We start from the raw sequence: 14,581 nt of genomic DNA on the forward strand, positions 1-14,581 counted from the left end.
GCACAATCGGTCTCATCCTCTCTACCGGTGCCCGCCCATGGCCTACGCTTCGCTCGCCACCGGCGTGTTGCTCGCCGCCGGCTTCGGCTCGCGCTTCGATCCCGAAGGTTTGCACAACAAGCTGCTTGCCCGCATGCCTGACGGAACGCCGGTCGCGCACGAAGCCGCGCACCGTTTGCTGCGGGTCGTGACGCGTGTGCTGGCGGTGGTGCGGCCGGGCTCCGACGCCCTCGCCCGCCTGCTCAACGACGCCGGATGCGACGTGGTGTTCACTGCCGACGCCGAGCGCGGCATGGGCGCCAGCCTAGCAGCCGGCATCGAGGCGAGCGACGAGGCCGAAGGCTGGATCGTGGCGCTGGCCGACATGCCGCGCATCGAGATTGCGTCGATCGAAGCCGTGGCGCGTTCGCTCGACGGCGGCGCCTCGCTGGTCGCGCCGTTCTACCAGGGACAGCGCGGCCATCCGGTCGGCTTCGGCATCGCGCATCGCGACGCCCTGCTCACCCTCGACGGCGATACCGGCGCGCGCTCCCTGCTGATGTCGCAACAGGTGACGCGGCTCGATGTCGACGATCCGGGCATTCTGCGCGACGTGGATACACCCGACGATCTGCGCAAGCTATAAGGTTGGCCCAAGGCAGCGCCGGCAACCGCGGGCGCACTTGCTTCGACAGCAGGTTCCGGCGCATACTGTACATCCATACAGTATTTTAGCCGACTGAACGTACAGCGCCAATCGAAGCGCGTTCGCGCAGCACGGCGCGTCGGCATGAACCGCATTTCAATCGATCCATTTTTCTCCGCCTGGCGCCGCGCCGCGCGCGCCCTGTTGCAGCAGGGCGTCGAGCCGTCGCAGGTGGAGTGGATCGAGAACGGCAATGGCGTTGACGCTGGCAATGCGGCCGAGTCAGCGGCCGTGGCTGCGGGCGCTGGCGCGCAAACGGCCGCGAACGTCTCTGGCCGGAACGGCGCGTCCACGCCTTCGCTCGCGGTTCCACGCGATCTGCTGGTCCGTCTGAAAACCGCCGCGTGCTGCCGCGTGCCGGATCGCTGGGGCCTGCTCTACCGCATCCTGTGGCGCTGGACGCACGGCGATCGCGAGGCCATTCACCTGACCGACGCCGACGGCGCGCTACTCGACGAACGTGTCCACGCGGTCGAGAGCGAAACCATGGATCTCATGATCCACACCCGCTTCCGACGGCGCGATCCGTCGATGGGGTGGCCGGAATTCGTCGGCTGGTACGAACCGCGCCACGATTTGCTGGAGCGGGCCGCCGCCCGCTTCGTCGACCGCATGGGCGATTCCACGTGGATGCTGGCCACGCCGCAAGGCGCCGCCTTCTGGAACGGCATGCTGTTGCGCATCGGGCGGCCGGTTTCCGAAGACCTCGTCCAGAGCGTGTCAGCTGTGCCAACTGTGTCACCCGACGCCATGTCCGGTGAAGCCGTCACCAGCGAGGCCACCGAGGCGCTCTGGCTCGCGCATTACGCCAGTGTCTTCAATTCGACGCCTGCGCCGGTGCCGCTGCGCTACTGGTGCGTGCCGGCCGCGGGGCCGCCTTTACCGGCGCAGCTTGCACGCGCGCGCAGCCGTCGCGGCGCGCAGAGCGGCGTGGTCACGGTGCCGGCCGCACCGCCCGTCGAATACTCGGCCATGACGCCCCCGCTGCGCGAACACAATGGCCCGCTTGCCACCTGCAGGCGCTGCGCGCTGTGGCGCAATGCGAAGCAGGCCGTCGCGGGCGTGGGGTCCGGGCAGGCGGCCATCATGGTGGTCGGCGAGCAACCCGGCGAGCATGAGAATCAGCACGGCACGCCGTTCAGCGGACCGGCGGGCCAATTGCTCGACAGCATCCTGGCGCGCGCCGGCCTCGAACGCGAGACGCTTTACCTCACGTATGCCGTCAAGCATTACAAGTGGGAAACGCCTGGCCGTCAGCCGGGTCAGGCCGCGCCGCAGCAGCGCGTGCACCGCCCGCCCGCGCGGCGCGAAGTCGAGGCTTGTCAGTTCTGGCTGGACGACGAACTGGCGCGCGTCGCGCCGCGCGTGGTGGTCACGCTCGGCGCAACCGCGTTGAAGGCGTTGACCGGCGCGCATGTCAACCTGTCCGAATATCTCGGCCAGACCATCGCTCATGGCGGACGGCTGATCGTGCCGGCCTGGCATCCGGCCTACGCGCTCAGAACTGCCGACGTGCGACTGCGCGACGACATCGTGGCAACGATCGTCGCCGCATTCGCTCACGCCCGATCACTCGCGGCCAACTCTCTGAATGTCGCGGTGTGCGACGCGTTACCGCTTTCCACGTGAGGTGGCGCGACACGACCACCAGCGAGCCTCGCCAGCCCACTCATCGCCAGGCACGCGGATTGCGCCATGCACAACGGCTTCGCAAGTCGCGCCGATTCAGCCTAAGCTGAGGTGACGCGCCGCGCTCACGCCGCCACGCGCGCAAGCTTCGCCCCGGACACCGCCCGCGCCTCGACAACCAACCGATCCATGAGCGAAACCAGCCCTCGTCTTTTCATCGTCTCGCCCCATTTCGACGACGCCGTATTCAGTTGCGGCGCCCTGCTCGCCGCTCATCCCGACGCCGCGGTCTGCACGGTTTTCGCCGCGCCGCCCGAGCAGCGCATGCATACCGAATGGGACGAGCGAGCGGGCTTTCACGACGCTCACGAAGCCATTCACGCGCGCACGCTCGAAGACAACATCGCGCTCGACGTATTCGACGCCATTCCGCTGCGCATGCCGTTTCGCGACAGCCAGTATCTCGACTCGCCGTCGATCAGCAAACTGGTCGCCGCGCTCGAAGAAACCATTTACCGCACCACCGCGAACACCTTGCTGATGCCGCTCGGTCTGCATCACGACGATCACGTCCGCGTCTTCGAAGCGTGTTGCGAACTGCTGCCGCGTCTGTCGCACCTCGAATGGTTCGGCTACGAAGAAGCGATCCACCGGCGCACGCCCGGCGTGGTGCAGGCGCGCCTCGCCGATCTCGCGCAGCGCGGCATCGTGGCGACGCCCGCGCATCCGAGCGAGCATCATACGATCGACGTGCAACGTCAGATTCTGCTCAAGCGCGAAGCGGTGAACGCCTACGAGAGTCAGTTGCGCGCATTCGGCGCGGGGAATTACGAGGATATTTTCGCCGCCGAACGCTACTGGCAACTCAGCGCGGGGCGTCGGTCGAGAAGGTAGCGGAATGAGAAAACGCGGCGCAAGGTCCGCTTGTCATATGACGCGTCATTCGACGCGCCACGATCTGCCTCACCAGGTGATGCCATGAGCTACGACATGCATACGAGCCCAATTCCCGACCCGAACGCCGATCCGAATCGCGATCCGGAAGCCGACCCGCTAGTGCCGCCTTCGCCCGGCCATCACACCGAGGAACCCCAGCGGCCCGACGGACCGCCGGACAAGGACCCGGTGTGAAGATGGCGCGAGCAGGCGTAGCCTAGCGCGTCAGTTCGCTGAAGCCTTGCAGCAGACGGTCGATGTCGGCCGCGTGGATATTGCCCATCGTCGAGATACGGAACAGTTCGGCCGACAAGCCGCCCTGTCCCGCATAAATGACGAAGCCGCGCGTCTTTAGGGCGTCGTGCAATTGCGGATACGACACGCCATCGGGCAAACGGTACGCGCGCAACACCACCGACGACTGCTCCGGCGGCAACACGCTGCCGATGCCGCGCTCGGCGAGACCCGCACGTGCCTGTTCGGCCAGCGCGGCGTAGCGGGCGTGACGCGCCTGCCAGCCGCCTTCGTCGGCGAGTTCGCGCAACGCTTCGACCAGCGCGTAATACGCGTGCACCGAGGGTGTGAACGGCGTGTTGCGCTGATCCTGCAGGCGCGCGAGACGAACCAGGTCGAGGTAATACGTGCGGCTCGCCGCCTGTTCCAGCGCGGCACGCCGCACCAGCACGAACGACGCGCCCGGCACGCCGTGCAGACACTTGTTGGCGGTCGCCGCGACGGCGTCGAGACTGATGTCGGCGAAGTCGATCGCTTCGGCGCCGAAACTGCTCACGCCGTCCACCAGCAGACGCAGGCCGCGCTGGCGGCACAACGCGCCGAGCGTGGCCAGATCGTTCAGACGGCCGGTGGTGGTCTCGTGATGAATCACCGCGACGTGCGTGAAGTCCTTATCGGCGTCGAGCCGTTCGGCGATCTTCGCGAGATCGGGCGCCTGCATCCAGTCGTGCTTCAGCGACTCGTGCGCGATGCCGTATTGCGTGGCGATCTGCGAAATGCGCTCGCCGTACACGCCGTTTTCGATCACCAGCAGCTTGCCGTTGCGCGGCACCAGCGCGGCCGTCATGCTTTCCACGGCGGCTGTGCCGGAGCCCGTCATGAGCACGGCCTGCCACTGGTTTGCGTCCAGACCGTACAGATCGACCAGACGCGTGCGCGCCTCTTCCTGCAGATCGAAAAATTCGCTTTCGCGATGGCACAGGTCCGTTTGCAATAGCGCGTGACGCACGCGCTCGGTGAGCGTCACCGGACCGGGATTGAGCAGCAACATGAAGCGCTCTCCTTCAGGCGGCGCCGATGTGGCGCATCAAACGCGTCTTCACATCGGGCGGAGTAATGGTGGGACGCGGCAAGCCGTCGGGCGTGCCACGGCGGATCGCGAGCCGCGCGAAACGTGGGCCGCGTTGACCGTTCTGCGCCGGCGCGTCGAACAGCGCGTCGATCACGTTCAGGTCGTCGCTTTCCACGGCCGACGCATAACCGCACGCCGCCGCCACACCCGCGAACGACACCTGCGAAGACACCGTCGCCTGGCCGCCGGTCGAATCGTGCGCGCCGTTATCGAGCAGGATGTGCGTGAGATTCGCGCCGCCGTACGCGCCGAGCGTCGCGAATGCGCCCATGCGCATCAGCGCCGCACCGTCGCCGTCGAGCGCGACCACGTGCAGGTCCGGACGCGAGAGCGCCAGACCCAGCGCGAACGGCGTCACACAGCCCATCGAGCCGACCATGTACAACTGGTTGGGCCGGTCGTCGATCGCGTAGAGTTCGCGGCCGCAGAACCCGGTCGACGCGAGCACCACCGTCGATTCGAGCGGCGTGCGCGCGATCACCTTTTGCAAAGCCTCGTGCCGCGACGGCAATTCGTCCGGCGTCACACCGCCGAACTGCGCAAGCGGCGCGACCGGCGTGCGACGCGCGACGCTGCTGCCGTCCTTCAATTCGTAGGGCGCCACGCTGCCTTTTTGCATCACGAGCGCATACGGACGACCGGTTTCGTCCATGTGGGCGATTGCGCGATCCAGCGCCGGACCGATGGCATCCGCTTCGGTCGGGAAGGTTTCCCACGGAATTTCCATGGTGTCGAGCATCGCGGGCGTGACGGGTCCCATCAGCGCATGCTGCGGTTCGTCGGCGACACCCGGCTGGCCGCGCCACGTGACGATCAGCAATTGCGGCAGACGGAAGGTCCACGTGAGCGACGTCAACGGGCTCACGGCGTTGCCGAGGCCCGAGTTCTGCATCATGGTGATGCCGCGCCGGCCGTTCTGCGCGCCGAGCGTGACGCCGGCGATCAACGCCACCGCGTCGCCTTCATTGGCCGCCGATACGTAGTGCAGCGATTCGTCCTGCACCACGTAGTTGATGAACGGCGTGAGATACGAGCACGGCACACCGGCATACCAGTCGAAGCCGCGCTCGCGCGCCGCCTCGACGAACTGTGCTGCCTCGATCATTGTGCGGCTCCGCCCGCTGCTTCCGATGCGCCGCCGACGGCTGCCGCGAACGGCGCCTGTCCGTGAGCGAAATCGCCCGCGCGACGGAAATCTTCCAGGTCGTTCACACCGCGCCAGTGGCCGTGCACGTATTGCACCTCGATCGACTCGCCGGCTTCGATCAGCGCATTGAGCAGCGCCGGCATGTCGAGCGTGTCGAAATCGGCGCGCGTCTGCAACTGGCCGAGCACGGTCTGCAGACGCTCGCGGCCGGCTTCACGCACGTTCAGCAAACCGACCCAGCGGCCATGCGGCGTTTGCGAAGCAATGGCCGACGCGGCGTCCTGCCCGCTCGACACGTGACGCAAGGTGACCTTGTTGCCGAACAGACCGCGGTCGTCGGCGGCGGAGCACCACGCGAAATCGCGCACGCTGGCGTTTTCCGCGTCGGTGAGCGACGAATCGACCACCACGCTGAACGCCGCTTCGCTCTCGACCAGATCGCGCAGGATGTAGCTGCGGAACAGCAGATCGCCGTAGGAGACGACCGTGTCGCCCGCGACGTTGCCGATCGCACAGGCGAGCGACGCGAGTTCGCCGGTTTGCGCGTGGCGTTCGTTGACTACGAGCTTGATGCCGGCGGTGTCGATCGCATCCGCGCGATAACCGCCCACCACGGTGATGTCGTTCACGCCCTGCTTCTTGAACGCATCGACCAGCCAGCGCAGCAGCGGCTTGCCTGCGATCGGCAGCATGACTTTCGGACGGTCTTCCGTGACGGCTTCCAGGCCCGCGCCGCGGCTCGCCGCGAGCACGACGGCGGCGCTTGCCGCGCGGCCGCTCGTCAGGTAACGGTCTTCGGCTTCCGAGTATTCGTCGGCGTCCTGCAGGCGGAAAATTTCGTTGACCGAAGCAATGCTGTCTTCCACGTTGACGAGCGTTTCGCTCGAATGGATTTCCTTGGCAACTGCCTGCATGGCCGAGGTGGCCGCGCGGATCAGATGGTTGGCCCAGATCACTGTGCTGATGCCGGCTTCGCGGAACACTTCCGTGGGCGTGCTGTAGTACTTGGTCGGCACGATCACGAGCGGACCGCGCCCGGCCCATTCGCGCGCGAATTCGAGAATTTCGTCGGGACGCGAAAGCTTCGAGTGGATCAGGATCGCGTCCGCGCCGGCCTGGCGATACGCTTCCGCGCGACGCAGCGCTTCGTCCATGCCCCAACCGGCGATGAGCGCTTCCACGCGCGCGACGATCGAGAAGTTTTCATCCGACTGCGAGTCTTTACCGGCTTTGATCTTGCCGCAGAACTCGTCCATATCGGCGAGCGGTTGCGCTTCGCCGTTGATGAAGCTGTTCGTCTTCGGGAACTGCTTGTCTTCGATACAGACGCCGGCGATGCCGCGCTGTTCGAGCTTGCGCACCAGACGGCGCACGTTGTTGAAGTTGCCGTAGCCCGTATCGCCATCGAGCAGGATGGGCAGGTCGCTGGCGTCGGCCATGAATTCGAGGTTATCGACGACCTGGGTCCAGCTTGCTTCGTTGTTGTCGCGCACACCGAATTGCGCCGAGATCGCGAGCCCCGAACCCCAGATCGCCTTGAAGCCGGCTTCGCGGACGATACGCGCCGACAGACCGTTATGCGCCTCCATCATGAATTCGAGTTCGCTGCTGACGAGCATCTGGCGCAGACGCGCGCTACGGGAAGTGGGAACGAATGCAGGTTCGCGGGCGTTCATGGTTTGTGTCTACTCCTGTTGACGGGCTATTGATGTGGTCTTTGCCCGGCGTTTTGGCCCGGATCCGGGCCTGGAAAATGGCGACTATAGCGGAATTTATTTTTATTTGTCGTTTGGGTGACTTATTCGGTTTGATATGTGTTATTGCGTGGAAAAATGTGTTTATTTTTTGCAGTTGGATTGCGCGGAGCGCTGTTATTTTGTGCGTGAAGCGCTGTGGTTTTTTGTTTTTGTTTTTTGGCGTTTTGTGGCGTTGGGGCCTTGCCGGGGGCTGGTTTTGGGTTTTTGGATTTTCTGTTTTCATTATTGGTCTTTTGCTTTTCTTTATTTTGTTTATTCTGTTTTTTGGTTATCTATTGAGTTATTGGTCTATTAGTGTTGCCCCTGTGCGGGGCGGCACTTACTTTCTTTGCCGCGGCAAAGAAAGCTAAGCAAAGAAAGCCGCTCAAACCGCTAATGCTATTCGTTATCGGTGGCACTTCTCTGCGGCGGTGGCCCCGGAGCGTCCGGCGCGTCGCGCACTCCGCGTGAGTGACAAGGCCGTCATCAGTTCCGGCGGCGCTTCGCGCGCCGAGGGGCACATTAAGGGAAACCGAAGGTTTCCATTGAGCTTCTCGCCGAGGCAAAGCCGATGGCTGGTAAAGCAAAAAACGAAGTGATTGGTTTGGTGAAGTACCGCTCCGGCGCGCGCAGCGTCGCCGGAACGGATGACTGCTGTACCACTACGAATAACGATCCACGGTCGGCCCTATCGGTCTCCACTCCGTGTGGTTATGAGAGGTGCCCGCTTAGGGTTAGCGGTGTGAGCGGCTTTCTTTGCTTACCTTTCTTTGCCGCGGCAAAGAAAGTAAGTGCCGCCCCGCACAGGGGCAACACTAATAGACCAATAACGCAAAGAAAGAGCGCCGCCGCAGGCAAACAACAAAAACCAATAAGAAAAGAAACACCACCGCCACAGGCAAACAACAAAAAAACCAAAAAATGAGAAAAAGAAAAATATCTATATAAATCATACAAATACCCCAAGGGTTTTCCCTCCCTCCACCCCCAGCCTAACAAAGCCGTAAACACATCCAGCAAAGCCACTCGCTGCAAAGCGAAAAAACCCCCAGCAAAACCCCAGCCGCCACCGCGTAAAAAATCCCTTTATGACTTTGAATAAAAAACTCACATCGATGATCGCGGTCCTCTGGATTGGACTGATCCTGATCGGCGGCTTCGGTGCGTGGCAAAACCGCGCGTCGATGATCTCGGATCGCCGCGATCAACTCGCCTCGCTGATCGACCAGGCCAACCACGTAGTCAATCGCTATTACACGCTCGCGCAGCAACACGTCATCACCGAAGACGAAGCGAAAAAGCAGGCACTCGATACGCTCGCGGCCATGCGCTACGGCAAGGACGGCTACATCTCCGTCAACGACTCGCAGCCGGTCATGCTGATGCATCCGTTCAAGAAGGAAATGGTCGGCAAAAACCTCGCGCAATTCGCCGACCCCGCCGGCAATCATCTGTTCGTCGATATCGTCAACGCGGGCAATCACGACGGCGGCGGCTTCGTCGACTATCTGTGGGCCAAGCCCGGCAGCGAACAGCCGGTTGCGAAGACGAGTTTCTCCATCCGCTTCGCGCCGTGGGACTGGTACATCGTCACCGGCATGTACATGGACGACGTGCAGAACGCGTTCTACGCCAACCTGCTGCGCTGGCTGGTCATCACGGTGACGCTCGGCGCCATCGCCACGGCGGTCATGCTGATCGTGCTGCGCAGTATCCGCCGCTCGCTCGGCGGCGACCTGGAAGTGGCGGTCGAAGCGGCGCAGTCGATGGCGCGCGGCAATCTCGCCACGCGCGTGCCGGTGCAAGGCAACGACGCAGGCAGCCTGCTGCACGCGCTCCACACGATGCAGGCGGGCCTGGTGGACACGGTCTCGCGCGTACGTCTCGGCACGGACAACATCAACATCGGCGCGACCGAAATTGCCGCGGGCAATACGGACCTCTCGCAACGCACCGAAGAACAGGCGGCGGCGCTCGTCGAAACGGCGTCGAGCATGGACCAGATGACAGTGAACGTGAAGCAGAACGCCGACAGCGCCCTGCAGGCCGCGCAACTCGCCGGTCAGGCGGCGGACGTCGCCACGCGCGGCAGCCGCGTGGTGGACGACGTGGTGCGCACGATGGGCGAAATCACCCATAGCTCGCGGCAGATCGGCGACATCATCGGTGTGATCGACGGCATCGCGTTCCAGACCAATATTCTCGCGCTCAACGCGGCCGTCGAAGCGGCGCGCGCTGGGGAACAGGGACGCGGCTTCGCCGTGGTCGCCGCTGAAGTGCGCAGCCTCGCGCAGCGCTCGGCCACGGCGGCGAAGGAAATCAAGGCGCTGATCGAAACCTCGACCGATACCGTCGAAGCCGGCGCCTCGCTCGTCGCCAACGCGGGTTCGACGATGGGCGAGATCGTGCAGTCGGTGCGCCGCGTCAACGAGATTCTCGAAGAGATCAGCAATGCGTCGCGCGAACAGAGCGCGGGCATCGAGCAGGTCAATCGCGCAGTCGGCGAGATGGATCAGGTGACGCAGCAGAACGCGGCGCTGGTGGAACAGGCGGCCGCCGCGGCGCACTCGCTGAAGGATCAGGTGGGCGTGCTGCGCGAAGCGATTTCGAGCTTCGCCCTGCCCGCCTGAAGTTGCACATCGGCTGCCGATCGGCCGCATCGAAACAGAAACAGAGCCAGCAAAAAAAGAAGGCGCTCCACAGGCAGGGGGCGCCTCTTTAACACGCCGCGTCGGACTCGACGCATCAATCGAACGAATCAGCCGCGCGGATTTTGCAAAGTCCGCGCGGCTTTTTTTCGTGCCGGCGCACGTCCGGATGCCGCGCCTCTTACGCGAAGCTCGCCACGACATTACGTTATGTTTACAATCTGACCGTCACATCGAGCGTCGCCAGCCGTGCGGCGCGGACCAGTCCATCGTTTTTCCATCGGCAACCATGAGTCGGCTCACATGACCCAGAAGAAGCAATCCCAGTCGCGCGATCCGTACGCGCCCGTCACGAAGAATCCGCTGCTGAGCGCGCGCTTGCCGATGTGGCGCTCGAAGTTCGTCGTGCTGCTGGTGTTCGCCGCGTTCGCGTCGCTCGCGGGGCGCGCATTCTGGGTGCAGGTGGTCAACCAGGACTTCTACGTCGACCAGGGCCAGAAACGCTATCAGCGCACCCTCGAACTCGACGCGATGCGCGGGCGGATCGTCGATCGCAACGGCTCGATGCTCGCCGTCAGCCTCGCCACCTACGAAATCTGGGCGAGTCCGAAGTTGCTCGACGAAGCCGCCCTGCCGCCGCTGTCGAAGCTGCTGGACCTGCCGCTCGCGGAATTGCGCCGGCGTCTGAACGGCGACAAGACCTTCGTGCTGCTCAAGCGCCAGGTGGACGCGGAGACCGCCGGCCATCTCGGCAAGCTGGGTCTCGCGGGCATCACCCAGATCGCGGACTCGAAGCGCTTCTATCCCGAGGGCGAATCGGCGGCCCACGTGGTGGGCTTCACGGATATCGAGGACAACGGCCAGGAAGGGGTCGAACTCGCCGCCAACGAACAGTTGCTCGGCGTGCCGGGGCAACGCGAAGTGATCCGCGACCGGCTCGGCCGCGTCGTCTCCGAAACGCGGCCGCTGGTGCCGGCGCAGAACGGCGACACGATCCATCTGACGATCGATCGGCGCATCCAGCAACTGGCCTACGCGCAGCTCAAGGCCGCGATCGCGCAACACCATGCGGAAGCGGGCAGCGTCGTGGTGCTCGACGCACGCAACGGCGAGATTCTCGCGCTCGCCAACTATCCGAGTTTCGATCCGAACGATCGCGCGCGTCTGACTGGGCGGCAATTGCGCAATCGCGCGGTGGTAGACACCTTCGAACCCGGCTCGACGATCAAGCCGCTCGTCGTGGCGCTCTCCATCGACGAAGGCCGTGTGCGGCCGCAAAGCCTGATCGATACCGCGCCGGGCTGGTACAAGATCGGTCCGGCCGTAATTCACGACACGTCCAATCACGGCATGATGACCGTGTCCGAAGCGGTGCAGAAGTCGAGCAACATCGCGCTCGCCAAACTCGCGCTGAATCTGCCGGCCGAAACGATCTGGAACAAGTATCAGGAATACGGGCTCGGCGTGCGGCCCGAACTCACCTTCCCTGGCGTGGCGTCGGGAAAGGTGCGTCCGCATAAACGCTGGCGCCCGATCGAACAGGCGACCATGGCGTACGGCTACGGTTTGTCCGCGTCGCTATTGCAGATTGCGCAGGTTTATACGGCCTATGCGGGCGACGGCACGATGCATCCGGTGAAACTGCTGCGGCATGACGCGAACACGAACACGGGAAGCGGAACCGTGCCGCCAGGCCATGCGGTGACGACGCCGTCCACGGCCCGCGCGATCCGCTCGATGCTGGAAATGGCCACCGGTCCCGGCGGCACGGGACGCGCCGCCGCCGTCGAGGGCTACCGGATCGGCGGCAAAACCGGCACGGCGCGCAAGCAGGTCGGCGCGAGCTATGCGAAGAACCGCTATCGCGCGCTGTTCGTCGGCATGGCGCCGATGAGCGATCCACGCCTGATCGTCGCGGTGATGATCGACGATCCGGCCGGCAAGGCGTTTTATGGCGGCACCGTGGCCGGTCCCGTATTCGGTTCGGTGACGGGCGGCGCCCTGCAATTGCTCGGCGTGCCGCCGGACGCCTGATCGCGCCGGCCAGCACGACGACTCGCCATCAACGCTGCGCCGATTCGTCCGGCATTTTGACCAAAGCCTCGATGCGGTTACGGCCATTGCGCTTGGCCTGATACATCGCGCGATCGGCCTCTTCCATCATCGCGAGACCGAGCGTGGCCGCTTCGGCAGGCGTGCCGCTCACCGTGCGCGCCGCTACGCCGATCGACACCGTCAACGCGATGCGCTCGCCGTGATCGTCCTGTAGTTCGAGACGTTCCACCGCGAGGCGCACGCGCTCGGCCACTGTCAGCGCGTCGGCGCGATCTCCCTGCAGCAAGGCGGCGAACTCTTCACCGCCGTAGCGCGCCACCGTATCGCCCAGACGCACCTGTTGCCGCACACAGGCGGCGACGATTGCCAGCGCGCGGTCGCCGGTCTGATGGCCGTAGGTGTCGTTGATGCGCTTGAAACTGTCGATGTCGATAAACAGACAGGACACCGGCACGCCATAGCGAACCGCGCGCATGATCTCCTCGCGCAGCCGTTCGTCGAAATAGCGGCGGTTGGCGAGTCCGGTCAGCGAATCGGTCATGCCGAGTTGCTTGAGGCGCTCGCGATGCGCCACGTTGTCGAGGCTCGCCGTGACGATGCTCGCGAAACGCTCGAGGATGTCGGTGCCCATGCCCTCGGCGAAACGCGACGGGTCGTCGCTGCCGAGACACAGATAGCCGCTCACCGTGTTGCCCGCGGCGAGCGGCAGCAGAATCGCGCTTGCGGGCGCATCGGCGTTGCCGAAGAACGCGCGCGTGAGCGCTTCGTCGAGTTCGACGCCGCGACCGAGCCACGGACGGCCGTCGCCGCACAAACCTTGCGCGGCCAGGCCGCCCTCGCGCGACGTCTTCAGGCCGCTTCGGCCCAGCGCATCCAGTGCTTTGGGTTCGAGCAGTTCGAGCAGCATCGGCGCCCGGTCGTCGAGCCAGAGCGTCACGCCCGCCAGCGCAAACTCCTGCGGCAGATGACTGAACAGCGTGTCGAGAAACGAGGGGAAATCCTGCGCGCCGATCAAACGCAACTCGACGTTCTGGAAGCGACGCAAGGTGCGCTCGTTGTGCTGCACGGTATCGACGAGCGAGCGCAGGCGGTCGGAGAGCGGCGTTTGGGCGAGGTTCGTCACGTTTGAGTGTGCGGCCCGAAGGCGAAACGGGGCTGCGGCCCCAACCGCTTTAATAACGGCCGATTCGGCAAGCTCTTGAGGGTACGGCCGCGCGGTGCGACTCGACACACTCTTACGCGCTCTTAAGGCTGGCTTAATTCTTTGCTGCAACTATGGCGCACAACATCCCCTGTTGAAAGCCGCCAGAACATCGGCGGCGCTTTTTCTCCGGGATGTCGCCGACGCGCCGAGGATGCACTGCCTGCCAGCGAAGAAGGAGTAGAACAATGGTTGAAGACACCGTATTCGAGCATCTGCGCGCCATGCCCGGCAACGAATGGGTACGCCAGATCCACTCGTGCAAAGTCTCCGATCCGTTGCAACCGCCGTGGGGACGTTCCTATCGCCTCGTCGAATGGACCATGAAGCACGCGCCCGAAGCGAGCCGCCGCGTGGTGCCTGCCGAAAGCACGCCGCTCGAAATCGCTCAGGCCATGGCGTCGCACGTACCGGGACGCCGCTTCTGCCAGCACGGCGACGAATGATTTCCGCGGCTCTCTAGCGCGCAGATAGCCTGCCGCTTGCGAGGTGCCAGCTACCGCTATCCGGCCGTGGCGGGACGGCAGTATGCCAGCGCGTCGTCCAGCCGGTCGTCGCCCCAGAACATGTCGTCGCCGACAAAAAATGTCGGTGCACCGAAAATGCCTTTCGACGCAGCCTGCTGGGTTTGCTCGCGCAAACGCAGCTTGTTGGCGTCGCTTTGCGCTTCGCCGATGATCTGCGCCGCCGGCAAGCCGAGTTGATCGAGCGCCTCGCTAACCACATCGGCCGAGCCGATATCGCGGTCGTGCACGAAGTTCAGCTGCATGATGCTGCGGCAGAACGCCCCCATCCACGGTTGGTCCGCGCCGAGCAGCGCCACGCGCATCGCGAGCAACGCGGCACGCGGGAACGTGCTCGGACGCGTCAGCGCAAGGCCGTATTTGCGGCATTGCCGCTCCATGTCTTTCCACACGTACGCGCCTTTTTCCTTCTGCGAAACGAAGGGCGACGTGTCGTAGCCGAGCTCGCGAAAAATCGGCCCCAGCAAAAACGGCCGCCATTCGATTCGCACGCCTTGCGCGTCGGCCAGCGCTTCGATACGCATGGTGCTGAGGTAGCTATAGTTGCTGCCGAAATCGAACCAGAATTCGATTTCGTGCGGATGGGAAGCGCCGGAAAGCGCGGCGTCGTTCATGTGCGGGTCTCCCGTTGAAAGCGGCTGACATTGCTTGACA

14 protein-coding genes are annotated in these 14,581 nt (G+C 64.3%); 8 read left to right on the plus strand and 6 right to left on the minus strand.

Features of this window, described 5'->3' with window-relative positions; genetic code table 11:
- Nucleotides 1-37 precede the first annotated feature (37 nt).
- From P3T18_RS20275 to P3T18_RS20290, 4 genes are all read left to right on the plus strand, one after another.
- Nucleotides 38-625, plus strand: coding sequence for a nucleotidyltransferase family protein (locus P3T18_RS20275; RefSeq protein WP_429301746.1), 588 nt, complete (start codon nt 38-40; stop codon nt 623-625).
- 144 nt (nt 626-769) lie between these two features.
- The gene (locus P3T18_RS20280) at nt 770-2,314 is read left to right on the plus strand and encodes a UdgX family uracil-DNA binding protein (protein ID WP_429301747.1); all 1,545 of its coding nucleotides are present in this window, start codon (nt 770-772) and stop codon (nt 2,312-2,314) included.
- Nucleotides 2,315-2,503: 189 nt separating this feature from the next.
- Complete coding sequence (locus P3T18_RS20285) at nt 2,504-3,208, plus strand: PIG-L family deacetylase (RefSeq protein WP_429301748.1); 705 nt, start codon at nt 2,504-2,506, stop codon at nt 3,206-3,208.
- Nucleotides 3,209-3,304: 96 nt separating this feature from the next.
- Complete coding sequence (locus P3T18_RS20290; protein WP_165924003.1) at nt 3,305-3,445, plus strand: hypothetical protein; 141 nt, start codon at nt 3,305-3,307, stop codon at nt 3,443-3,445.
- 22 nt (nt 3,446-3,467) lie between these two features.
- Here P3T18_RS20290 and P3T18_RS20295 read toward each other — a convergent pair whose 3' ends face one another.
- Genes P3T18_RS20295 through aepX form a run of 3 tightly spaced genes read right to left on the minus strand, consistent with a single transcriptional unit; the run spans nt 3,468 to nt 7,439 of the window.
- Nucleotides 3,468-4,535, minus strand: a complete 1,068-nt coding sequence (locus P3T18_RS20295) for a 2-aminoethylphosphonate aminotransferase (protein ID WP_429301749.1) — start codon at nt 4,533-4,535, stop codon at nt 3,468-3,470.
- A 13-nt stretch (nt 4,536-4,548) separates the two neighbouring features.
- Nucleotides 4,549-5,721, minus strand: coding sequence for a phosphonopyruvate decarboxylase (gene aepY, locus P3T18_RS20300; protein WP_429301750.1), 1,173 nt, complete (start codon nt 5,719-5,721; stop codon nt 4,549-4,551).
- Nucleotides 5,718-7,439 (minus strand): phosphoenolpyruvate mutase, encoded by a 1,722-nt coding sequence (aepX, locus tag P3T18_RS20305; protein WP_429301751.1) that lies wholly within the window; start codon nt 7,437-7,439, stop codon nt 5,718-5,720. Before aepX ends, aepY begins: the two co-directional genes overlap by 4 nt.
- Before the next feature lie 5 nt (nt 7,440-7,444).
- On the opposite strand from aepX, the gene P3T18_RS20310 reads away from it, so the two are divergent.
- Nucleotides 7,445-7,870, plus strand: coding sequence for a hypothetical protein (locus P3T18_RS20310; RefSeq protein ID WP_429301752.1), 426 nt, complete (start codon nt 7,445-7,447; stop codon nt 7,868-7,870).
- Nucleotides 7,871-8,210: 340 nt separating this feature from the next.
- Here P3T18_RS20310 and P3T18_RS20315 read toward each other — a convergent pair whose 3' ends face one another.
- Entirely contained in the window at nt 8,211-8,519 is a 309-nt protein-coding gene (locus P3T18_RS20315; RefSeq protein ID WP_429301753.1) for a hypothetical protein, read from the minus strand.
- Nucleotides 8,520-8,587: 68 nt separating this feature from the next.
- Between P3T18_RS20315 and P3T18_RS20320 the strand changes: the two genes are divergently transcribed.
- Both P3T18_RS20320 and P3T18_RS20325 read left to right on the plus strand, forming a co-directional pair.
- Entirely contained in the window at nt 8,588-10,129 is a 1,542-nt protein-coding gene (locus P3T18_RS20320; protein WP_429301754.1) for a methyl-accepting chemotaxis protein, read from the plus strand.
- A 321-nt stretch (nt 10,130-10,450) separates the two neighbouring features.
- Nucleotides 10,451-12,181, plus strand: coding sequence for a peptidoglycan D,D-transpeptidase FtsI family protein (locus P3T18_RS20325; RefSeq protein ID WP_429301755.1), 1,731 nt, complete (start codon nt 10,451-10,453; stop codon nt 12,179-12,181).
- A 28-nt stretch (nt 12,182-12,209) separates the two neighbouring features.
- Here the strand turns inward: P3T18_RS20325 and P3T18_RS20330 are convergent, their stop codons facing one another.
- Nucleotides 12,210-13,325, minus strand: coding sequence for a DUF484 family protein (locus P3T18_RS20330; RefSeq protein WP_429301756.1), 1,116 nt, complete (start codon nt 13,323-13,325; stop codon nt 12,210-12,212).
- A gap of 266 nt (nt 13,326-13,591) precedes the next feature.
- Here P3T18_RS20330 and P3T18_RS20335 point away from each other — a divergent pair, with 266 nt between their 5' ends.
- Nucleotides 13,592-13,849, plus strand: a complete 258-nt coding sequence (locus tag P3T18_RS20335) for a DUF2866 domain-containing protein (RefSeq protein ID WP_429301757.1) — start codon at nt 13,592-13,594, stop codon at nt 13,847-13,849.
- 56 nt (nt 13,850-13,905) lie between these two features.
- On the opposite strand, the gene P3T18_RS20340 is transcribed toward P3T18_RS20335, so the two are convergent.
- The gene (locus tag P3T18_RS20340) at nt 13,906-14,541 is read right to left on the minus strand and encodes a 2-hydroxychromene-2-carboxylate isomerase (RefSeq protein WP_429301758.1); all 636 of its coding nucleotides are present in this window, start codon (nt 14,539-14,541) and stop codon (nt 13,906-13,908) included.
- Nucleotides 14,542-14,581: the final 40 nt, after the last annotated feature.

Source organism: Paraburkholderia sp. GAS199 (assembly GCF_050436585.1).
GTDB lineage: Bacteria > Pseudomonadota > Gammaproteobacteria > Burkholderiales > Burkholderiaceae > Paraburkholderia.

Coding starts and splice junctions, on each gene's coding strand:
- aepX (WP_429301751.1), bottom strand. CDS start 7,439: ATGAACGCCCGCGAACCTGCATTCGTTCCCACTTCCCGTAGCGCGCGT.
- P3T18_RS20290 (WP_165924003.1), top strand. CDS start 3,305: ATGCATACGAGCCCAATTCCCGACCCGAACGCCGATCCGAATCGCGAT.
- P3T18_RS20335 (WP_429301757.1), top strand. CDS start 13,592: ATGGTTGAAGACACCGTATTCGAGCATCTGCGCGCCATGCCCGGCAAC.
- P3T18_RS20280 (WP_429301747.1), top strand. CDS start 770: ATGAACCGCATTTCAATCGATCCATTTTTCTCCGCCTGGCGCCGCGCC.
- P3T18_RS20325 (WP_429301755.1), top strand. CDS start 10,451: ATGACCCAGAAGAAGCAATCCCAGTCGCGCGATCCGTACGCGCCCGTC.
- aepY (WP_429301750.1), bottom strand. CDS start 5,721: ATGATCGAGGCAGCACAGTTCGTCGAGGCGGCGCGCGAGCGCGGCTTC.
- P3T18_RS20320 (WP_429301754.1), top strand. CDS start 8,588: ATGACTTTGAATAAAAAACTCACATCGATGATCGCGGTCCTCTGGATT.
- P3T18_RS20275 (WP_429301746.1), top strand. CDS start 38: ATGGCCTACGCTTCGCTCGCCACCGGCGTGTTGCTCGCCGCCGGCTTC.
- P3T18_RS20295 (WP_429301749.1), bottom strand. CDS start 4,535: ATGTTGCTGCTCAATCCCGGTCCGGTGACGCTCACCGAGCGCGTGCGT.
- P3T18_RS20285 (WP_429301748.1), top strand. CDS start 2,504: ATGAGCGAAACCAGCCCTCGTCTTTTCATCGTCTCGCCCCATTTCGAC.
- P3T18_RS20340 (WP_429301758.1), bottom strand. CDS start 14,541: ATGAACGACGCCGCGCTTTCCGGCGCTTCCCATCCGCACGAAATCGAA.